At 41.1% G+C, this 20,164-nt stretch carries 20 protein-coding genes; 11 read left to right on the plus strand and 9 right to left on the minus strand.

The window, feature by feature from the left end; genetic code table 11:
* Positions 1-338 precede the first annotated feature (338 nt).
* Positions 339-1,517 carry an MFS transporter gene (locus tag BOD01S_RS17510; RefSeq protein ID WP_174523099.1) on the plus strand — a complete coding sequence of 393 codons (1,179 nt, stop codon included), beginning with the start codon at positions 339-341 and terminating at the stop codon, positions 1,515-1,517.
* 159 nt (positions 1,518-1,676) lie between these two features.
* Here BOD01S_RS17510 and BOD01S_RS17515 read toward each other — a convergent pair whose 3' ends face one another.
* Positions 1,677-2,516 carry a DegV family protein gene (locus BOD01S_RS17515; RefSeq protein ID WP_036150641.1) on the minus strand — a complete coding sequence of 280 codons (840 nt, stop codon included), beginning with the start codon at positions 2,514-2,516 and terminating at the stop codon, positions 1,677-1,679.
* A 346-nt stretch (positions 2,517-2,862) separates the two neighbouring features.
* Entirely contained in the window at positions 2,863-3,702 is an 840-nt protein-coding gene (locus BOD01S_RS17520) for a DegV family protein (RefSeq protein WP_052124687.1), read from the minus strand.
* Between the two features lie 223 nt (positions 3,703-3,925).
* Between BOD01S_RS17520 and BOD01S_RS17525 the strand changes: the two genes are divergently transcribed.
* Positions 3,926-4,921 carry a M23 family metallopeptidase gene (locus BOD01S_RS17525; RefSeq protein ID WP_036150636.1) on the plus strand — a complete coding sequence of 332 codons (996 nt, stop codon included), beginning with the start codon at positions 3,926-3,928 and terminating at the stop codon, positions 4,919-4,921.
* Between the two features lie 157 nt (positions 4,922-5,078).
* Here BOD01S_RS17525 and BOD01S_RS17530 read toward each other — a convergent pair whose 3' ends face one another.
* The 3 genes from BOD01S_RS17530 to BOD01S_RS17540 all read right to left on the minus strand — a co-directional run bounded on the left by BOD01S_RS17530 (position 5,079) and on the right by BOD01S_RS17540 (position 9,278).
* Positions 5,079-6,470, minus strand: a complete 1,392-nt coding sequence (locus BOD01S_RS17530; RefSeq protein WP_036150633.1) for a membrane protein — start codon at positions 6,468-6,470, stop codon at positions 5,079-5,081.
* Positions 6,471-7,226: 756 nt separating this feature from the next.
* The gene (locus tag BOD01S_RS17535) at positions 7,227-8,435 is read right to left on the minus strand and encodes a SpoIIE family protein phosphatase (protein WP_036150631.1); all 1,209 of its coding nucleotides are present in this window, start codon (positions 8,433-8,435) and stop codon (positions 7,227-7,229) included.
* On the minus strand, positions 8,436-9,278 hold the full coding sequence (locus BOD01S_RS17540; protein WP_036150628.1) for an alpha/beta fold hydrolase: 843 nt from the start codon (positions 9,276-9,278) through the stop codon (positions 8,436-8,438). It abuts the gene before it with no gap.
* Positions 9,279-9,654: 376 nt separating this feature from the next.
* Between BOD01S_RS17540 and hpaB the strand changes: the two genes are divergently transcribed.
* Positions 9,655-11,109, plus strand: coding sequence for a 4-hydroxyphenylacetate 3-monooxygenase, oxygenase component (gene hpaB, locus BOD01S_RS17545; protein ID WP_036150626.1), 1,455 nt, complete (start codon positions 9,655-9,657; stop codon positions 11,107-11,109).
* 195 nt (positions 11,110-11,304) lie between these two features.
* Complete coding sequence (locus BOD01S_RS17550; protein WP_036150624.1) at positions 11,305-11,550, plus strand: hypothetical protein; 246 nt, start codon at positions 11,305-11,307, stop codon at positions 11,548-11,550.
* Between the two features lie 80 nt (positions 11,551-11,630).
* Here BOD01S_RS17550 and rlmD read toward each other — a convergent pair whose 3' ends face one another.
* Positions 11,631-13,010, minus strand: coding sequence for a 23S rRNA (uracil(1939)-C(5))-methyltransferase RlmD (gene rlmD / locus BOD01S_RS17555; RefSeq protein WP_036150621.1), 1,380 nt, complete (start codon positions 13,008-13,010; stop codon positions 11,631-11,633).
* Between the two features lie 98 nt (positions 13,011-13,108).
* Positions 13,109-13,870, minus strand: a complete 762-nt coding sequence (locus BOD01S_RS17560; protein WP_233153201.1) for a polysaccharide deacetylase family protein — start codon at positions 13,868-13,870, stop codon at positions 13,109-13,111.
* A 94-nt stretch (positions 13,871-13,964) separates the two neighbouring features.
* Here BOD01S_RS17560 and BOD01S_RS23860 point away from each other — a divergent pair, with 94 nt between their 5' ends.
* Positions 13,965-14,096 (plus strand): hypothetical protein, encoded by a 132-nt coding sequence (locus BOD01S_RS23860; RefSeq protein WP_280520961.1) that lies wholly within the window; start codon positions 13,965-13,967, stop codon positions 14,094-14,096.
* Here BOD01S_RS23860 and BOD01S_RS17565 read toward each other — a convergent pair.
* On the minus strand, positions 14,093-14,989 hold the full coding sequence (locus tag BOD01S_RS17565; RefSeq protein WP_036150615.1) for a TIGR01777 family oxidoreductase: 897 nt from the start codon (positions 14,987-14,989) through the stop codon (positions 14,093-14,095). The genes BOD01S_RS23860 and BOD01S_RS17565 overlap by 4 nt on opposite strands.
* 97 nt (positions 14,990-15,086) lie before the next feature.
* Here BOD01S_RS17565 and recX point away from each other — a divergent pair, with 97 nt between their 5' ends.
* From recX to BOD01S_RS17580, 3 genes are read left to right on the plus strand one after another with little or no spacing between them, the layout of a single operon-like run.
* On the plus strand, positions 15,087-15,893 hold the full coding sequence (gene recX / locus BOD01S_RS17570) for a recombination regulator RecX (RefSeq protein WP_036150612.1): 807 nt from the start codon (positions 15,087-15,089) through the stop codon (positions 15,891-15,893).
* Positions 15,890-16,219 (plus strand): YfhH family protein, encoded by a 330-nt coding sequence (locus BOD01S_RS17575; RefSeq protein WP_036150609.1) that lies wholly within the window; start codon positions 15,890-15,892, stop codon positions 16,217-16,219. The genes recX and BOD01S_RS17575 overlap by 4 nt, the downstream gene beginning before the upstream one ends.
* 1 nt (position 16,220) lies before the next feature.
* The gene (locus tag BOD01S_RS17580; protein WP_036150606.1) at positions 16,221-16,490 is read left to right on the plus strand and encodes a YfhJ family protein; all 270 of its coding nucleotides are present in this window, start codon (positions 16,221-16,223) and stop codon (positions 16,488-16,490) included.
* Positions 16,491-16,726: 236 nt separating this feature from the next.
* On the opposite strand, the gene BOD01S_RS17585 is transcribed toward BOD01S_RS17580, so the two are convergent.
* Positions 16,727-17,713: a metal-dependent hydrolase gene (locus BOD01S_RS17585; RefSeq protein ID WP_036150604.1), complete on the minus strand. Its 987-nt coding sequence runs from the start codon at positions 17,711-17,713 to the stop codon at positions 16,727-16,729.
* 126 nt (positions 17,714-17,839) lie between these two features.
* Between BOD01S_RS17585 and mutY the strand changes: the two genes are divergently transcribed.
* From mutY to ntdP, 3 genes are all read left to right on the plus strand, one after another.
* The gene (gene mutY, locus BOD01S_RS17590) at positions 17,840-18,880 is read left to right on the plus strand and encodes an A/G-specific adenine glycosylase (protein ID WP_036150601.1); all 1,041 of its coding nucleotides are present in this window, start codon (positions 17,840-17,842) and stop codon (positions 18,878-18,880) included.
* A 50-nt stretch (positions 18,881-18,930) separates the two neighbouring features.
* A complete protein-coding gene (locus BOD01S_RS17595) occupies positions 18,931-19,161 on the plus strand; it encodes a hypothetical protein (protein ID WP_036150598.1) in 231 nt (76 codons plus the stop codon).
* A gap of 290 nt (positions 19,162-19,451) precedes the next feature.
* Positions 19,452-20,000 carry a nucleoside tri-diphosphate phosphatase gene (gene ntdP, locus BOD01S_RS17600; protein WP_036150596.1) on the plus strand — a complete coding sequence of 183 codons (549 nt, stop codon included), beginning with the start codon at positions 19,452-19,454 and terminating at the stop codon, positions 19,998-20,000.
* Positions 20,001-20,164 lie beyond the last annotated feature (164 nt).

Raw genomic sequence — 20,164 nt, forward strand, 5'->3', positions numbered from 1 at the left:
ACTTATTAATTAATTTAATATTTTATATATTTAGAATATTTACAATAATGATACTGTATGTTATAGTTAATTCAATTAAAGAAAAGGAGGGATGGTCGAAAATACGAAAACAATACTCATTCCAAATGAAGAAAAGGAGGGAGTTTTAACACGTTTTTCGGCTAGACTTGCCGATGAAGTAGTTGAATGATTATGGTCCATAATGATATGTAAAGCTCTAGTAAACTTTTAAATAAAAAGGTTTACTAGGGCTTTTGCTATGTTGGAAGGGGTACCGCTTGCTAGACTTCCTATGGTAAGATAATACGGATACCGAAGTAAGCGGAGGAGTTAGGAACATGATGTTGAATTATGAGCAACGGAAGTTTTGGATTTTAGTTATTATTGTTTCCATTTCCGGCTTTTCTCAAGGAATGCTAATGCCGCTGATTTCCGTAATTTTTGAAACAGATGGTGTTTCTTCTGCATTGAATGGGTTGAATGCGACGGGGATATACATAGGTACATTGCTCATCTCCCCATTTATCGAGCAGCCGCTGCGCAAGTATGGCTATAAACCAGTGATCATTACAGGTGGTGCACTTGTATTTGTTTCTCTTTTTCTGTTTCCTTTTTGGAAAAGCGTCATCTTTTGGTTTATCTTGCGCATGCTGATCGGTATAGGGGATCATGCCCTGCATTTTTCTACACAAACGTGGATTACGTCAGATGCGGAAAAAGGGAATATCGGAAAGAGTATGTCTATTTACGGGCTTTCGTTTGGTATTGGTTTTGCAGTCGGTCCGCTTTTCGTACCGCTTATTGAATTTTCAGAGGTGCTGCCGTTTGTCATCTCGAGTGCCCTATGTCTCACAGCATGGTCACTTGTTTTCCTTGTTAAAAATGATAAGCCCGAAGCTTTGACAGGCGATGCAAACAAAAGTGGGTGGAGCCGGTACCGGTTAGCTTTTAAATATGGATGGATTGCTTTTTTACCGCCATTTACCTATGGATTTCTTGAATCATCCCTTAACGCACTATTTCCTGTATATGCCCTGCGGATGGATTTTGGAGTTTCGTTTGTTTCCATTTCACTGGCTGCCTTTTCAATCGGTGCCATAATCACGCAAATACCATTAGGAATGTTGGGGGATAGAATAGGGAGAAGCAATGTTATTATGGGTGGACTTCTGCTTGGGACGATTCTGTTCTTTATTGGGAGTCAGCTCGAGCATTCAGCAACGGCTGTAACAGTATCATTCGCACTGGCTGGTATGAGCGTAGGGTCTTTGTTTTCCATGGGAATTACCTATATGACAGATTTGACGCCAAAGGAACTGTTGCCAACGGGGAATCTGCTTTGTGGCATTTTCTTCAGTCTGGGAAGTTTAAGTGGCCCTATTTTCGGCGGATACTATTTACAGGTAGCACAAGGAATCAGTTTCTTACTGCTGATTGCCGGAGTGTTGTTCGCTGTTTTATGTACAAACGTATTTTATAGAAAGGCCTCGTCAAAAAAGTTTGCGGCAGGCCGGTAATAATGAAAGAGAAAAGTCCGTCTCCTGTCGTTAATGAGAGCGGACTTTTATTATATGGACAGAGCTGTTACTATCTTTCCCAAATTAAAAAAGAATTATATGGAAAAGAAAAAGTTTTTTGCCGAAAAGTATAGAGTAAAATTTTCGGCAATAGGCAAATTATTTTGTTTTATATAAAATACCCAATGTATTGGGTCCGCAATGAGCGGAAATCGTACAGCCAGCGGAAGTTTCAATGACTTCCTCGAATTCGGTATATTGGGCAATCCAGCCGCGTACTTTCTGGACGGTTTCAGGCGGGCACATAGAATGAGTGATGAAAATTCGGCTTTTATCAATCTTGTCGTCTTGCTGCAAGCGATCTTTTATGTATTTTTCTAGACAGTTTTCGAAGTTCCCTCGATATTTTTTTCCTACCGCCATTTTTCCATGTGTTACCTCGATTGATGGCTTAATTTTTAAGAGAGTTGCACCGAATGCTTCCATGCTTGAACAGCGTCCGCCCTTTTTCAAATAATCCATCCGGTCAATAACAAAGCTGGCATTGACTTTCGGAATAAGTGCTTGTACCTTTTCAACTATCTCGTGTGCAGTACGTCCTTCCCGTGCAAGAAATGCCGCTTCATATACAAGGTGACCGCTTCCTGTTGAAAGATTTTGCGAGTCAATGACATATACATTGTCAAAGCTCTGTGCTGCAATTTTTGCGTTTTGGTAGCAGGAGGAAAAATCCGAGCCAAGATTAATATGAATGACTGCCTCGTATTGATCTACAAATTGTGAAAAGAACTCTTCGTATTCATAAGTGTTAATAGCTGCAGTTGTGCATGTTCGGTTATGTTCCCCGACATGCTTGAAAATATCTTGCGGGATAATATTGATGCCATCCCTGAAATCCTCTTCATCGATTAAGACATGCAGGGGAGTCAATGTGATGTCCAATGTATGGAGTAGTTCAGGAGAAAGATCGCAAGTGCTATCTGCCGTAATTTTAATCATCGTATTGCACCTCCATTATTATAGGGATATCCATATTATAACATAATACTAAAATAATTTTTGTGAAAAGGAAGAGAAGCAGATGTAGGGGTTCAAAAAATCTGCTGATCGTTTGAGCGTTTTTTTTCTGGAGCATGTTACTTGAATAGTAACAAACAAAACAGCTCTTTTTATAGTAAGAAAAAAAGAGGCAGAGAAAGCTCAAATACGATAATAAATTTATATAAGTAAGTATGATAAGAAGTAAGAAAACATTCCTGTCGTTTCTATAAAAAATAAAAGCTATAGATTATCAGCTTGCCGGTTGTAGTATTCAAATAATGAAAGGGAGCAGCTTTTGTTTACTTTATTTCCGTTTATAGAAAAGGCCTAATGCATAAGGGCCGGAGTGAACAGATAGGGTAGTTCCGGCATATGTTTCAATGATTTCATCAAAAGTACCGTACTCGGCGACCCAGGCCTTCACTTTTTCAACGATTTCAGGGGGGCACATGGCATGTGTAATAAATAACCTGCTATAATCAATTAAATTATTATTTTCAAGACGTTCTTGAACGTATTTTTCGAGACAGCGTAATAATGGCCCGCGGTATTTTTTGCCGATTGCCATTTTGCCATCCTTTACCTCAATCGAAGGCTTAATTTTTAATAATGCTGCAGCAAGTACTTCTACATTTGAACAGCGCCCTCCCTTCTTTAAATAGTCGAGCCGGTCCAGAACGAAGCTTGTATCGAGCTTTGGCACAATTGCTTTCAGATTCTGGATAATTTTTCTAGCGTTCTGTCCATCCTTTGCCATAAGAGCTGCATCGTATGCAAGATGTCCGCTGCCTGCCGAAAAGTTTTTAGAGTCAATAATATAGACATTACTGAATTTCTCTGCAGCGAGCACAGCGTTCTGATAACAGGAAGAAAAGTCAGATCCTACTGTAATGTGAATGATTGCCTCGAACTCCGCGGAAAATAAGGAGAAAAACTCCTCATATTCATATACATTTATCGCTGCTGTTGTACATTTCCTATTCTCCTCTCCAACATATTTAAAAATATCCTGTTGTGTAATTTCAGCGCCATCCCGAAAACTTTTTTTGTCTATGAGGATATGTAGAGGGATCACACCAATATTTAGTTCTTCAATAATTGCTGCCGGCAAGTCGCAAGTGCTGTCCGCTGTAATTTTAATCATCATCACGCCTCCTATAACAATCTAATCTATCCGAATGGGAGCAGTAATAGCTGCACAGTAGAAAGGCAGCTGAACTATATAGCGGTCAAAGTTTAATGCCCATACATAAATAATATGTAATCAAAAGATAAAAAGACACTCCGCTATATCTCTTGCTGATCTAAAAACTCATGGAAAATTGAATTCCGGTTATTCTAAGGAGAGAAGAGAGGAGGGTTTATTTTTGGGTCGATATCTCATTCCCTTTTTGATAGCAGCTATCATATATGTTACTTCCGGTTCAATTGATGCATCAGCAAATGAAGAGCCATCCAAAGAAGATACGATGCAGCAGCGTATGGCTTATTATGTTCATTTTGGAGACCTGCTTGTTCCGTGGTATTATTTAGCGGCGATTGATCAATATGAGCGCAACATTCAATCCGTTCGTTCCGATATCCCTAAAAGAGAAGGGATCATTGCCATCCAGTTTTCTGAAGAGGACTGGGCAGGGCCGCTGAATCCGACAGATAAGGATACCTCCCCCTTCCATATCAACTACTTTGGGGGGATGGGCATGGACGGAAACGGTGACGGCATTGCCAGCCCTGATGACGATGATGATATATTATTTACAATGGCGAGCCATCTGAGCCGGTATGATTTGGATGAAGAGGGCTTCAAGCTAGCGCTATGGGAGTATTATAAAAATGAGAAAGTCGTTAATCAAATTACCACTATTGCCGCTCTTTATAAGCATTTCAATACCATTGATCTTGATGCTCATGTGTTCCCGCTTCCTGTACAGCATCATTACAGCTATAAAGGAACATGGGGGGCAAATAGAGGATGGGGCGGCAGAAGAAGTCATGAAGGAACAGACCTTTTTGCCGGGTATGGTACACCGGTTGTTTCCGCTTCTTACGGGATTGTAGAAGTAATGGGATGGAATGATTTCGGCGGATGGCGCATCGGTATACGGGATAACCATAACTCGTATCATTATTATGCCCATCTCGGGTATTATAATAAGGAATTAAAAGTAGGGGATGTTGTAGAACCGGGCATGATGATCGGAGTGGTAGGCAGCTCGGGCTACGGTAAAGAGGGAACATCCGGGAAATTCCCCCCGCACCTGCATTACGGTATTTATAAATTTGACGGCCGTACGGAGTGGGCATTTGATCCATATCCTTCACTCCAACAGTGGGAGCGGCAAACTAAAAGTAAGAAGGACTGATAGTAGTTATCATAGTACGCTGAGGAAAATCTTTTTGTGTAAAATAACTGAAAAATGTAAATTTAAAATCGCGAAGCAACTTTGTCTTCAATCTGAACAGACGGCGAAGGCCGTCTGTTTTATTTACTGTATGGCGGTAAATAACAATGACTTATTCTTATATTAGGAATACAGCAACAATCGTTGTGACTAGGAGACCGATGATCACGGGGACTAGATTTCTGCGGGCGAGCTCGAATGGACTGACATTACAGATGGCGGCAGCCGGGATGAGAGCCCAAGGAATGAGCGTTCCGCCGCCAATCCAGATGGCAGCAATTTGGCCAAGCGCCGTTAATGTAGCAGTGCCTTCCCCAATGGCAGTGCCAAATAGGTTTCCAATGGAGCCGACTAGTGAGATTCCGGAAAAACCGGAGCCGTCCAGCCCTGTAATCGCCCCGACACCGGTAAGCGTGATGACGGCAATTTCCTTTGTTAATGGTACGACTGAAGCAAGGGCAACACCGAGGTCATTGACAATACCGTGAGACGTTTCTGGTAAGTAATCGCCGAGGATTGTATTAAAACCGGCATCCCCAAGGTAAAAGAAAGCGGCTATTGGAATAACGGGTCCGAATACTTTAAAACCAAACTGAAAGCCCTGTATTAAATAATTGGTTGACTCCTCAAGCCCCTTCTTTTTATGGGCTGACATACATAGCAGCAACAGAATGAATACGGCCGTTCCTCCGACCAAAGCGGTAGCATCTCCACCCTGCAGATCAAAAGCAGCCATCGCTGCAACATCTACCAAAAAAGCAACAGGAATAAGGAAGGCGAAAAACTTTCTCTGACTTATTGAAAGTAAGTTTTCTACTTTTTCTTGCTCGATTTGCCTGCTATGTGTACCGACTAATGCCAAATTCCCTTTTTTCATATCACGTTTTAGCATAATGAAGGCGATAACTGTCGTGACAATACCCATTGTAATGACAAGAGGTATACTGGCAGCTACGACATCCCCAACAGGAATACCGGCAGCATCTGCTGTAAGCTTAGGCGCTCCTTGAATAACAAAATCACTGGATAACGCAATTCCATGACCGAATAGGTTCATCGCCATGGCAACACCGAGAGCAGGAAGTCCGGCTCTTATAGCTACGGGCAAGAGGACAGCACCTAAAAGTGCTACGGCTGGTGAAGGCCAGAAAAACCATGAAATGATCATCATTAAGATTCCAATTGTCCAATAGGCGAGTGTCGGATTTTTAATGATTCTTGTAAACGGTGCGACCATAGTCTCGTTAATGCCTGTTTTTGTCATGACCCGGCTCATCGCCACAATAATAGAAATGATTAAAATAGTAGGTAAAAGTTCTGTAATGGCGAATATGAAGCTATTGAAAATTCCGCTGATGGAAGATGTCAGGTTTTCTGTGGCTACAATCGAAATGATAAAAATTCCTAAAATCGAAATAAGTGTTGTATCAAGGCGCTTTATCATAAATCCAATAATCAATACAATAAACACAAGGTATATCGAATGCAGAGCCGACAATTCGACATTCATAGGCATGTTCCCCTCTATTTGTTTATCCGTAGAATATGAAGTAAAGGAACAATGGGTGTATTTTGAAGCATCATATTGCCATGGAACTTATGCTTTAATTGTTTCGGTGGGGGGGAGGCTGTATCTTTCATAGTTGAAATAGAGAAAAAATGAGGAGGAAAGCGGTCAGGCCCGTAAGAGAAGAGTCTTTCAGGAAAGGGACTCACTACACATAGTAGCATAAAGTATTTACATAAAAGCATCGCCGGCGGTTTTAGCAGGTTATGGGGGGACTTAGGTGTAGCTTATAAAAAATCCGGAGAAGTTCCAAAAGAATGGGGTCCAAATAACATGCGGAGGATACCTCCAATATGCACACTTTCCGTTAAACATTGCGTTATATAGGCAAAGGGAGTGAAAGCCGGGAACTGTATAACTGTAGGATTTCCATTCAATGGCTTAAAGGCCCCATTTCTTACCCTATGTGACTGTTGATGAGTAGTACAATATCTGTCTTAACAACTATAGCAAATTACTTATAAACGAAAAGCAATTTTAGGTGTTAGCGGAAAGCCCTCTTTCGTCCAATATGCTTTGGCGGCTGAATGTACCTACTGTATACGTTCCCGTTCACTATTCCTTTTTACGCCCTAGTTTAATAGATTAACCTGGTTTTAATAGACAGGTCTTTATAAAAAATCTCCATTAATAAAATAATAAAGGATGAAAAGCTATTTTGAACCAATCTACATAACCCGCTGTTGATGAATCGATTTATTACAGCTCTATCAAAATAAAACATTGGTCATCGTTGTTATATTTCTCGAATTTATTTGCTTCATCCTCGAGTGCTTTTTGAATAAGCTCTTTTGTCTCTGCTAAGGAGACAAGTGATGAACCAGATAATAAGCAATGTAAAGTATTTGGCATAAAGGCTTCCGAGACGCCATCTGTATAGAGAAGAATTCTTGTCCCGCGCGTATAGCTTGAAGTCTTTGATTGAAAGGAGATATTTTCAAATGTTCCTAATGGGGGATTAGTTGCTAATAACTCCTCTAGGACTCCATTTTTTTTCTGTAAAATAGCAGGGGGGTGTCCTGCATTAATGTATTCAACAGTCTGTGTACTTGTATCAATAGTTAAGTAAATAGCTGTACAATAATGCCAGGCATCTTGGTTGTTTTGGAATAATTCGTGTAAGTATCCATCTAACTCTCGCATAACTATTTCAGGTGCTACTCCTTGTGAAATCAATTTTTGAAACAAGGATTGAAGAGACATGGTAACCAATGCTGATGAAATTCCATGTCCCATTACATCTAATAAAATAATCCCGTATTTTTCGGGAGTAATTTGGTAAAATCCATAAATATCTCCCGATAATGCTTTAGAAGCATGATAATAAGATAAAATTTTAATATTGTCATTTATTATATTTTGGGTAAGCGCTGTTTCCTGAATCTTTTTTGCTAATTGCAATTCACGTTCGGTATCTAGTTTAAATTTAGCATTTTGCTGATTGCTCTCCAGCAGCTCCTGTTGCTGGCTCTTTAATATTTTGAGAGCCTCTTCCAATTCTAAAAGAGCCTTTTCTTTTTCATGAGAGGCCTTTTCAGCCGCTTTTCTTGCGTTTATGAGTTCATCCTCCAGTGCATTTCGCTTGTGCATTGGGACAATTACACAGATGATTTCATTATTTTTTTGCAGGGATGCATTTAACAAGATAGGAATTTCTTCTCCATTTGCAGACATTAAAGAAAGATACATTTCCTCCACAGAGTGCTTTGCTTTAATAAGCGGTAAAAAATAAAGTTGAATAAAAACTCGGGAAGAATTGGATAGCACAATATTTAAATGTTTACCTATTAGCTCCTCGGATGATGGATATTGCAATAATTTAACTAATGTCTCATTAATAGATAGAATTTTGCTGTCTTTCGCAAGTGTTATGAATCCACATGGTGCATTTTCTATTAATCTATCCATTTAAACTCCACCTGTACCCTCCCCAACTAGTAGCTCAGTTTGATTAATTAAGTAATTTTTAATAGATAGAATAGTTTCATCAGGGTCACTTATATGTGGACAATGACTAGAAGTATTCATATATGTGATTTCACTGTTTGGCAGATTTCTTTTTAAGTACTCTCCAACTCCTTTAGGAGCAATAATATCTTCCGTACATTGCAAGATAAGAGAGGGAACCTTCGCTTTAGTAATATCCTGGCGACTATCCGTAAAGAAACATGCTTTTGCAAAGGTAGTTGCGATTAAAGGATCAGTGGAACAAAACCGGTCTTCTAACTCTTTTGCCGCATCCGTCCGCTCTGCATTATTTATGAGAGTACTGGAGAAAACATTAGCCCAGCCAATGTAGTTTTTCTCCATCATATCAATCAGATTTTCTAAATCTTCTTTTTCAAATCCCCCATAATAATCAGGAGGATCATTCAAATAACAAGGTGATGGGCCTATCATAATCAAGTGTGAAAAATGGCTTTGTTCTGCATTGGATGCTAATAAACCAATCATACTGCTAACAGAATGTCCAACAAATATTGCTTCCTTTAAATCCAATACAGCACACACATCCAGGACATCCTGTACATAACCGGATAGTTTACCATATTTAACAGAGTTAAAAGCAGATATATCTGAACCTCCAAAACCAACATAATCAAACAAAATAACTTGATAATCCTCTTCAAAGGCTGGTAAAACATCTTTCCATACCGTTTGGTCACATCCAAATCCTGGAGCGAAAATTATTGGCTTCTTACCTTTGCCGCTAATATTTATGTTATTTCGCTTAATAATGTTTTGGTTCATAAAGCAGTCTCCTCTCTATTAGGTATTTTTTCGTTTTAATCTTTATCATCATATCATTTTATTCAGTCTTATGTGTCTGAACCCTTTCAACTATAATATTACCTATATATCCCACTTTGAGTTTGTAGTATGCTGGTAATTAAACAAAGAGATAAGATTTCTCCTTATTGAAGGCTCAGGTAATTGAATGGGTATCCTATTTTTTTATTTAGAAGAGAAAGGGAAGTACTGCTTTCTTAAAAGTTGTAAAAGCGCCCTTCGTTCATTTAGGGAAATAGCCTAGTTTCTCCTCACCTAGAAAAATCCTTTCTAGATGCATCTCTTTTTTTCTTGCATATATTTTTAAGGAATATCAATTTTCTTTAGGAGTGAAGAAATGGGCGCTATATATGGAAAGGAATTCATTGACCGGCTTGACCGTTTAAATAATGAAATTTGGTTTGATGGAGAAAGAATTGAAGGCAAAGTTTCTGAACATCCTGCTTTCAAAGGAATTATTCAGACGAAAGCAGCCCTATATGATTTGCAGCATAGGCCTGATATAAAAGATGAAATGACATTTATTTCGCCCCTTTCAGGAGAGCGAGTAGGTATGTCTTATTTGCAGCCAAAATCAAAAGAGGAACTGCAGCAAAGACGGAAGATGATGGAGCATTGGGCAAGGCATACGGGAGGTATTATGGGAAGAAGCCCGGACTACTTGAATACAGTATTGATGAGTTTTGGCGCTTCTGCCTCTTTATTGTCAGGAAAAGAGCATTGCTTCCCTGAGCGTCTTCAAGCCTTTTATGAATTGGCAAGGGAACAGGATCTTTCCATTACTCATACATTCATTACACCTCAGGTAAATAGATCGCCCTTCTACATGGAAAAAGAAGGGGAGCCTATTGCTGCCAAAATCATTGAAGAAAATGAAGAAGGAATCATTATTAAAGGGGCAAGACTCCTTGCAACACAGGGAGGCCTAACTGATGAGGTATTAGTGTTTAGTGCGGGCAGGTTTCCTTTTGAGGAAGAAGAGACCTTTGCCTTCTCTATTCCATCCAATACGAAAGGGCTCCGGTTTATTTGCAGAGATACATTTATCGGTGGAGAGTCTTCATTTGATCATCCATTAAGTTCACAATATGAAGAAATGGATTCCATTGTCGTCTTCGATAATGTCCTTGTGCCATGGGAGCGCGTTTTTTATTATAAAAATGCAGAAGCAGCAGGTAATTTCTCGACGCTAAATTCTTTTCAACATTTCGCTAAGCATCAAGCGCTGGTACGCCAAATGATTAAAGGGGAATTTGTCTTAGGGACTGCCGAGCTGCTGGTCCAAACAATCAATGTGAAAGAGTACCAGCATATACATGATAAGATGTCTGAAATTATTATTGGACTAGAAACAATGAGAGCACTCATTGAAAGGTCGGAAAATGAGGCATCATTGGATGAATTCGGCATTATGAGACCAGCTATTATTCCATTGAAAGTAGCGGGCTCTGTTTTTTCGAAGGTTTATCCACGCTTTATGGAAATCATTCAATTGATCGGTGCAAGCGGTATGATTACATTGCCGACAGAAAAAGCATTTGATTCCCCAATCAGAAAAGATTTGGACCGGTACCTGCAGGGAGCGAGCAAGCCGGCAGAGGAACGGGTGAAAATATTCCGTCTTGCCTGGGACCTGACAATGAGTGCCTTCGGTACGAGACAAACCCAGTATGAAAGGTATTTCTTTGGAGATCCCGTCCGTTTAGTAGGAGATCTCTACCAAACCTATCCGAAGAATGACTATGTAGAGACTGTAAGCAATTTCCTTCAACTTGAAAAGAATAAAGAGTAATGAGTAAAGCTCTAACAGCGATATCTAAATGAAGGAAAAGAAAATGGTCTCAGGGCTCGGAATGTTTTAGTAAAAGGAAAAAAGGGAGAAAATAAAGGGAGACTCCTGTAAAAGGCATCCAGCCGCAGAGAGTGCACCCGACTCCCTTATTGAAGATGGACAAGAAGGGGAGTAAAAAAGCGAGGAGTGATTCCTATGGCGATCTGTCCATTATGTAATGCCTTAAAAGAGGTGAATAAAAATTGTCCTAACTGCCAAAACCAGTTGGAGGATTCGGGAAAGGTATCTGATTATTTGGACCCTTATGGCCATTATAACGATGAAGAAACAGTGAAAATGGGTGACGGCTATCCAAATACAGCTAAAGATCAAATATGTCCACATCTGCTTGTTTGCAATGAATGTGGATATGATCAGGTATTGTTTATACAGGAGGAATAGCGACATTTGCTTTATAACGTTCCTTATAAAAAAGACACATCCTGCCCGATATGAAGCTGGATGTGTCTTTACCTATAGATTTATTTTTGCTCTTTTAACGTCAATTTCGCTACTGCCTCAACATGCGCTGTTTGCGGGAACATGTCTACTGGCTGGATATATTCGACATTGTAAAGCTTCGTCAGTTCCTTTAAGTCCTTCGCTAATGTGGAAGGGTTGCAGGATGTGTAGACAATGCGTTTTGGTTTGATTTTCAGTACAGTATTGATGAAGCTTGGGGCAAGGCCGGTACGCGGCGGATCCACTGTAACCACATCCGGTGTAAAACCTTCGCGACGCCAGCGTGCAAGCCAGTCCTCAGCTGTTCCCGTATAATAACGGGCATGCTTGAAGCCATGGTTGCGGGCATTCGCTTTTGCATCCTGGATACTTTCAGGAACAATGTCCATACCGCGTACTTCTTTTGCATCACCTGCAAGCCAAAGCCCAATCGTTCCGACACCGCAGTAGGCATCGACAACGCTTTCCTTACCAGTCAAGGCGGCCGCCTTTTTAATTTCATTATATAAATGAACAGTCTGTTCAGGATTTAATTGGAAGAATGCACGGGAGGATAAATCAAATGCAAATTCACCAAGCTTTTCGTGAATTGTTTCCTTTCCGTCCAATACAATTGTTTCATCACCAAAAATAAGAGATGTTTTTTCGCGATTGATGTTTTGTGTAATAGAGACGATAGCCGGGTGCAGCTTTTTCATACGCGCAATGAACTCATCCTTATGAGGGAATTCCTTACGGGTAGTAACAATACAAAGCTGTGTTTCGCCTGTCCGGACTCCTGTACGTACGACAATCGTACGTACAAGCCCGTTCAACGATTTCCCGTCGTAGATGGAAAGACCTAGCTTTTGCAGCGTTTTTCTTGCATCTACTGTCACGCGGGACGTAATCGGCTTTTGTACAAGACAGTCGTTAATGTTCAGCAGTTTATTTGAGCCTTCTGCGTAAAGGCCGGCATATACACGTTTGCCTTCTTTCCGTACTTGGAACTGGCTTTTATTGCGGTAATGCCACGGGTCGTCCATACCGAGTGTCGGGCGGATCTCCGTTTTTCCTGCTATATCACGCGCGTATTTTTCCATTGCCTGGACGACAATGTCACGCTTGTTCATAAGCTGTGCTTCATATGACATATGCTGCAGCTGACATCCGCCGCATTGCTCGTAGATGGGGCATTTCGGCACTTGGCGGGCTTCGCTCGGTTTACGGATTGTCAAAATTTCAGCTTCCGCAAAATTCCGTTGAAGCTTTGTCACCTTAACGGTTACTTCCTCACCAGGAATAGCTCCTTTTACAAAGACGACGTTACGTTTATAAAAGCCGACACCTTCCCCGTTAATGCCGAGCCGTTTAATTGTTAACGGAAACTTTTGGCCAATTTCCATTGTTGCTTCATTCATTGCTTTTTCACGTCCTTTATGTTCATCCCATCATTATAGCGGACACTTGCCGCAATGAAAAGAAACGTGTTTGGGATCGTGAAGGCTTGTACACCTATCTATTTCAAATCATCCAATGAACCGAATGTATAGCCTTGTGCCTTAGCATCTTTAATGAACTTCGGAAGCGCTTCTGCATTGTCCTCAGCTACTGTATGCATTAAAATGATCGCTCCGGGATGCAGCTGTTTCATGAGTTCGTTATAGGCATAATCACCGCCGCGGCGTACATCTTTTTCCCAGTCTTTGAAGGCGATTGACCAGAAAATATGCCGGTATTCATTCTTGATTCCAACAGCCAGCAGTTCTTCATTGTATACGCCTTCTGGAGGACGCGTATAATAAGTGCGTTCAATACCAGTGAGATCTTTCAGCTTCTTATCGAAGTTTTGCCATTCAGTTACCATTTCTGATTCAGAAAGGCGGGCCATGTTCGGATGTTTATCCGAGTGGTTACCGATAATATGACCATCATCGACCATACGCTTTACTAAATCGGAAGCGCTCGTTACATAATGCCCAGTAAGGAAAAATGTAGCGGGAGCCTTTTCTGCCTTCAGGGTATCCAGAATACTTTCTGTAAATCCATTTTCATATCCATTATCAAATGTTAAGTAAATGGTTTTAGCCTGTGGGTCACCGCGGTAGATAGCATTATGTTTTTTCAGCATATTTTCAAGCTCGCTGCTGATCTCGATTTGTTCACCGCCGGTTGCCTTCTTGAAGCCCCAATGCAATTCATCGGCAAAGGCAAATGACAGAAAAGAAAATAAAATAATCCCCATACTGACGAAGACACCAACAATTCTCTTCATAAAAATTGCAACCTCCTTTTCGCTTTTATTACGTAGGTTGCTTCATGGACAATTTGCTATACAGGTTTTTTAAAAAGGAAGTTCCGTTAAATTTTGACGATTGCAAGAAAAGAAAGAAGTGGAAAATAACAAAGAAGTCTTTATAAAGAATGAGAAAGTACTCTTTGTTTACTTTGTTGATAAAGAGCATTTAAAAAAGCAGAAGGAAGCAAATGCTCCTTCTGCTCACTAATTATATAAATCGATAATCGCGTCTTCCAGCGAGGCAAATTGAAAGCGATAGCCGGATGAAAGGAGCTTTTCAGGAACGACATATTGTCCCTCCAGGACAAGCTGGCTTTTTTCCCCTAATGCGAGCTTGAGAGCAGTGCTAGGTACAGGCAGCCAATGAGGACGGTTTAATGTCCGGCCGATTGTTTTCCCGAATTGCTTCATTCGTTTGGCGTTTGGAGAGGTCACATTAATCGGTCCCTCAAGTTCAGGTGTTTCTATCGCATGAATAATAGCTCCGCAAACATCATCTACATGGACCCATGAAAGCCATTGTTCGCCAGATCCTACTGTACCTCCCACGAAAAGCAGATAGGGAAGAGCGATAAGGGGAAGGGCTCCGCTGCCCCGACCTAAAACAACCCCAAATCGTGTTAGGCATACTCGGACGCCAAATTCATTCGCCTCCAGTGCCTTTTCCTCCCAGTCAGCTACTGTTGTACCGAGAAAATCCGATGATTGTTCTTGGGACTCTTCTGTATAGACCGCGTTTATAGAAGCAGGATAAATCCCGATAGCGCTTGCGTTTACCAGCACATCCGGCTTTTTCTTTACATGCCCAATGATACGGATGATTTCTTCTGTTGACTCCATTCGGCTTTTATAAATAGCTTCTTTACGTTCAATCGTCCAGCGACCTTCATTTAACGATACACCGGCCAGGTTGATGAAAGCATCTATCCCTTCAAGCATGGGCTCAGGTTTTTCACCATTCAGCCATTTCACATGGGGAATTGCGTTTTTCATTTTAGACTGACTGCGGGTAAGGACGATGACGTCATCGCCGCGCTTTTTTAGCATTTCACACAGCCGGCTTCCGATCAGGCCCGTGCCGCCTGCAATTGCTACTTTCATTACTAACACCTCCATCTTTCTTTCCCTTTCCCCTATTATAGCCAATCGTGAAACGTTCCGTAAAAAGTTGTATACTAAGAAAAGGGAAGGTGAGCGCATGAAAACCATTACAAAAATTACACGTCAAAAAAATAACCAAGAGCGTTATAATATTTATTTGGATGACGAGTATGCGTTTGCAGTAGATGAAGGGATCCTCATCAAGTTTGGTTTGATGAAAGGAAAGACACTTGAGCAGTTTGATATCGATGAGATCAATTATGAGGATGAAATCGCCAAAGCATTCAGCAAAGCCCTTCACTTTTTAAGCTTTCAAATGCGCAGCGAATACGAGGTAAAGAAAAAGCTGCTGGACGCAGGTCACGGAGAGGCAGTAGTATTAGAAGCGGTGCGTAAGCTGGAGTCCCTGGGCTTTTTAAATGATGAGACCTACTCAAAGGCACTGTTGGAAACAAAGAAGCGTACCTTGAAAAAAGGACCGCGAGCTATTCGGCAGGACTTAAAGAAAAAAGGAATCGACAAAGTATTGCAAGATGAAGTGCTGGAAACCTTTACACAGGAGGAGCAGCTGGAAATTGCGATGCAGCTTGCAGAAAAGGAAGTGCGGGCAGGCAGCAGGAGAACTCCGACACAGCTTAAGCAGAAAATCCAGGATGTATTGATGAGAAAAGGATATTCCTTCAGCATTGTAAGCGACGTACTGGAACAGATTAAACTCGAGCGTGCAGAAGATGAGTGGGAAGAACTGATTGCTTCCCAAGGAGAAAAAGTCTGGCGAAAGTTTGCGAGTAAACTATCCGGGGCAGAGCGTAATATAAAAATAAAACAGGCCCTCTATCAAAAGGGCTTTCCAATAGAAGTCATTAATCGTTTTATTGAAGAAAAGGAGCGGGAACAAGGATGATGGAAAAGAACTATGGAGCGATGACGGAGCACGAGCTTCGCGAAGAAATCGCACAGCTAAAAGAGAAGGCGCGGAAGGCAGAGCAGCTTGGTATTGTGAATGAATATGCCGTATACGAAAGAAAAGCGCTCATGGCCGCTGCTTATTTAGTAGACCTTGATACGATTGTACCGGGAGAAATGTATAAGATTGACGGCTCACCTGGGGAATATTTTAAAGTAGAGTATTTAAAGGGCCGCTTTGCATGGGGGTACCGTTTGGGCGGAGAACGCTATGAAGAGGCGCTGCCTGTTTCAATATTAGCACCAGTAAAGGCAGGGAAGTAATATGGAGCAGCACATTGAGGAACTGACAAAAGAACTGTTAGCAAAAAATGAGAATATGCCGGCAGGACGAGCACGCGTATGGGTTGAACTTTTATGGAGCGATTATGAGGCAACATCAGCGAAGGCCGGATATGATTTCCGGGGAGCGGACTATACAGCAAATCTTGTACGCCAGCTCATTAATAGCTATGGCGATAAATTGCATCTTTTTGCAGCGAAAAATCCAAAATATGCACATCTGCTCAATACATCAGATGATACATTCCAGTAAAGAGGCCAACACAGCCGCATAAGCTTTAAAGTGAAAGAGGTGTCCGAGAATGCTTTCCGAGACACCCCTTTGTGACAAGGCTGGTGACACGCTAATGTTCCCAATATAGGGGCAATATTTTATAGTGGGTATTTATTATGAAAAAAGGCTGGGTTAAGAGTCGTTTTGACTTTTAACACAGCCTCTTCATATGTTTTTAGGTAATATTCCACAAAAAAGCTTTACTATGAATTAGCTTAATCACTCGTTCCAATTTGCAATTTACGCTGCAGTTTATCTTCGCTGAAGATCCAGCCTGTATAAGAATTCACCACTTCCAGATCTTCATTAACATGGGCTACAGCAACGAAGGGATAGCGGTTATTACTGCGGTAGCGCAAATCGATGAGACGTACCTCCATTAATCCGCTCGGCAGCTCAGAGATCTCCCATCGGTATAAAGGTGAAAAGGAAACAAACGATCGCAGGTTTGCATCCTGCATAGCAGCCTGAACATAAGGGGTACGAGGCAATGGCACGATCTCAAACTTATCATAAATATTAACAGAACGACGGTAGGCACGCCCGACGTAGTAATGCGTTTTGGAGGCTGCTGCCACCCGCCAATAGAAAAACCGCATAGTAGGGGCTACAATAACGAATTCCTCGTCCTGAATCGTATGATGAACGGCCTTCTTTACTGCACGCTGGACTAGGAAACGTAATAGATAGTAGCATACAATGACAGCATACATGATACCGAATGTCCAAACAGGGTCGCTGCCTAACAGCCAAAGTAGGATGGCGACACAGTGGAATCCAAAAATATACGGGTCGAAGGTATTAATAACGCCAAGGGCAACCCACTTTTTCGATAATGGACGAAATGCCTGTGTACCGTATGCATTAAATATATCAACAAACACATGTAGAAACACCGCCAATTGGGTCCACATCCATAAGTGAAATATGTTGGCGCCGGGCACGATTAGCGATAAAATAGCCGTAATTGCAATTGGCCATAGTAACACAGCTGGGATCGAGTGTGTAATGCCTCGATGATGCCGTATATAAATTGCATTATTGCGGAGTTTTAAAACTGTATCGACATCAGGTGCCTGCTGTCCCAAAATGGTACCTGCCATGACAGCCCCGAACATTGCTGTACTTTCCGAGACGACAGGATCGACAAGTGCTATTCCTCCGATTGCAATACCCATGACTAAGTGTGTACCTGTATCCAAAACAATCAACTCCTTGTATATTGCAACCAACACACGAACATATGTGGGAAAAATTTAACATTTCCCTTTGTATTTAATAATATACCCTTTCTAATGAAAATAAAATCGAAATAATAGGAGAATAATGTGAACTACGAATATAAAGAAGAATTTCGCAAAGAATTAGTCGATTGGTTTGATAGAGAAAAACGAGATCTTCCATGGAGGCAAACGACAGATCCTTATAAGATTTGGGTTTCTGAAGTCATGCTTCAGCAGACGCGTGTAGAAACGGTCATCCCATATTACAAGCGCTTTTTGGAAAAGTTTCCAACACCTGAAATATTCGCCTATGCCCCGCAGGAGGATATCTTAAAAACGTGGGAAGGGCTGGGCTACTATTCACGTGTAAGAAATCTGCAGGCTGGTGTAAAAGAAGTAGTGGAAACCTACGGCGGGATCGTTCCGGATAATCGTGTTGATATTTCAAAGTTAAAAGGTGTAGGGCCTTACACAGCAGGAGCTGTTCTTAGTATTGCATATGGCAAGCCAGAACATGCAGTGGATGGAAATGTCATGCGAGTGTTAAGCCGCGTACTTCATATTTATGATGATATTGCTTTGCCAAAAACAAAAAAAATATTTGAAGAAGCTGTGATGGAACTGATCGATCCGCATCATGCTTCCTCCTTTAATCAAGGCTTGATGGAGCTGGGGGCGCTTATTTGCACACCAACATCCCCTAAATGCTTATTATGCCCTGTCAGAGAATACTGCCGGGCTTTTGAAGCGGGCGATGCAGCACAGCTGCCGGTTAAAACAAAAAAGATAAAGATGAAAAATCTTTTTTATAAAGTTTATTTAGCCCGCGACAAAGAAGGCCGCTACTTAATGGAGAAGCGGGGGGACAGCGGCCTGTTGGCAAATATGTGGCAATTCCCGATGGTTGAGATGAAAGAGGGAGAGAGTCCTCTAGAGAAATTGTCTACACGATACGAATTGGAAGTAGCATCTAGCTCAAACGCTGTCATTTCTTTTAAACATATCTTTTCTCATTTAACATGGCACATTGAAGCAGAGGTAGTAGAAGTGGATGCAAAAAGTGCAAAAAAGTTTTTTTTACCCGCGCAAATTGAGGAATTACCTATGCCCGTGCCGATGTTGAAAATTTGGCGTGAAATTAAATGAATAAAAAGAACACCTCTGTACACAATAGATAGCACGGAGGTGAATTCATAATGAGTCGAAATCAAAACAACAACAACAACGAGTTCCGCAACAACAACGAGCGTCGTAATAATCGTAACAACGAAAATAACGAACGCAACCGTGAAGAGTTCGGTAACGAGCAAGATTTCAACCAGTTGCAACGCGAAAATAATCGTGTTGATCGTCAAAACAATCAACAAGATCAAAACCGCCGCAACAACAAAAACAATAATAACAACAACGAAAACAACAATTTCTAAGTTGAATTATTGTTAACAGTATGAATTCCCTGCACAAGTCGGTGTGCCTTTTTTAAGGTATGCCGGCTTTCTTACTAAGTGATGGAAGTATGGATTTTGATTGTATCGAGATATTGACATCCCTCTTGAAAGATTAACAATATTTTGTAAATTGCAACGTAAAACGACTTACTTTTACCTCGTATTACGAAATTTATGTTTTTCTAACTACACCTTTCATCCATCCATTGCTATAATAGGTAGGAGACTGCTAGATTATAGATAGCGTAGACGAAAAGGTGGGCTTCAAAATGGGATTACCAGTAGAAGGCGAAACGATACAAATACATAGCTATAAGCATAATGGTCGTATCCACCGAGTCTGGCAAGAAACCATGATTTTGAAAGGGACAAAAAATATTGTCATCGGCGCAAATGAAAAAACGCTCGTCACGGAGTCGGATGGCCGTACATGGCTTACGAGAGAGCCTTCCATCTGCTATTTTCATGCTGAACACTGGTTCAATATTATTTGTATGCTGCGCGAAGATGGTGTGTATTATTACTGCAACATGAGTTCACCGTTTGTATACGATAACCACGCCCTGAAATACATCGATTATGACTTGGACGTAAAGGTTTTCCCGGACATGTCCTATACGCTGCTGGATGAAGATGAGTATGAGCAGCATCGAAAAGAAATGGCATATCCGGAAGTAATCGATAAAATTTTGAAGCGCAACTTGGCAAAATTAATCAGCTGGATTCAACAACGGCGAGGACCGTTTGCACAGGACTTCATTGAAGTCTGGACAAATCGCTATGAATTGTATCGCGATATCCAAGCAGAGCAGGAATAATAACTATTTGTAATAAGGCACAGGCGTAATTGCCTGTGTTTTTTATTTTTAACGGGTAGTAAAGATTACAATGTATTTCCTCAAGCCAGGCAGCAGGATATTTTATTGGCGGGACATTTAGAAGGAAGAGAGAAAAAGAGCTGTTTTGAAACACCGCCAGGCAT

This window comes from Lysinibacillus odysseyi 34hs-1 = NBRC 100172, assembly GCF_001591965.1.
Lineage (GTDB): Bacteria > Bacillota > Bacilli > Bacillales_A > Planococcaceae > Lysinibacillus_B > Lysinibacillus_B odysseyi.

What these genes read in the sequence shown, in the direction of transcription:
- hpaB (WP_036150626.1), top strand. Translation starts at nt 9,655, where the DNA reads ATGGGCGCTATATATGGAAAGGAATTCATTGACCGGCTTGACCGTTTA.
- BOD01S_RS17510 (WP_174523099.1), top strand. Translation starts at nt 339, where the DNA reads ATGATGTTGAATTATGAGCAACGGAAGTTTTGGATTTTAGTTATTATT.
- BOD01S_RS17565 (WP_036150615.1), bottom strand. Translation starts at nt 14,989, where the DNA reads ATGAAAGTAGCAATTGCAGGCGGCACGGGCCTGATCGGAAGCCGGCTG.
- BOD01S_RS17540 (WP_036150628.1), bottom strand. Translation starts at nt 9,278, where the DNA reads ATGAACCAAAACATTATTAAGCGAAATAACATAAATATTAGCGGCAAA.
- BOD01S_RS17530 (WP_036150633.1), bottom strand. Translation starts at nt 6,470, where the DNA reads ATGAATGTCGAATTGTCGGCTCTGCATTCGATATACCTTGTGTTTATT.
- BOD01S_RS17520 (WP_052124687.1), bottom strand. Translation starts at nt 3,702, where the DNA reads ATGATTAAAATTACAGCGGACAGCACTTGCGACTTGCCGGCAGCAATT.
- BOD01S_RS17515 (WP_036150641.1), bottom strand. Translation starts at nt 2,516, where the DNA reads ATGATTAAAATTACGGCAGATAGCACTTGCGATCTTTCTCCTGAACTA.
- BOD01S_RS17580 (WP_036150606.1), top strand. Translation starts at nt 16,221, where the DNA reads ATGGAGCAGCACATTGAGGAACTGACAAAAGAACTGTTAGCAAAAAAT.
- BOD01S_RS17550 (WP_036150624.1), top strand. Translation starts at nt 11,305, where the DNA reads ATGGCGATCTGTCCATTATGTAATGCCTTAAAAGAGGTGAATAAAAAT.
- BOD01S_RS17595 (WP_036150598.1), top strand. Translation starts at nt 18,931, where the DNA reads ATGAGTCGAAATCAAAACAACAACAACAACGAGTTCCGCAACAACAAC.
- ntdP (WP_036150596.1), top strand. Translation starts at nt 19,452, where the DNA reads ATGGGATTACCAGTAGAAGGCGAAACGATACAAATACATAGCTATAAG.
- BOD01S_RS17575 (WP_036150609.1), top strand. Translation starts at nt 15,890, where the DNA reads ATGATGGAAAAGAACTATGGAGCGATGACGGAGCACGAGCTTCGCGAA.
- rlmD (WP_036150621.1), bottom strand. Translation starts at nt 13,010, where the DNA reads ATGAATGAAGCAACAATGGAAATTGGCCAAAAGTTTCCGTTAACAATT.
- recX (WP_036150612.1), top strand. Translation starts at nt 15,087, where the DNA reads ATGAAAACCATTACAAAAATTACACGTCAAAAAAATAACCAAGAGCGT.
- BOD01S_RS17535 (WP_036150631.1), bottom strand. Translation starts at nt 8,435, where the DNA reads ATGGATAGATTAATAGAAAATGCACCATGTGGATTCATAACACTTGCG.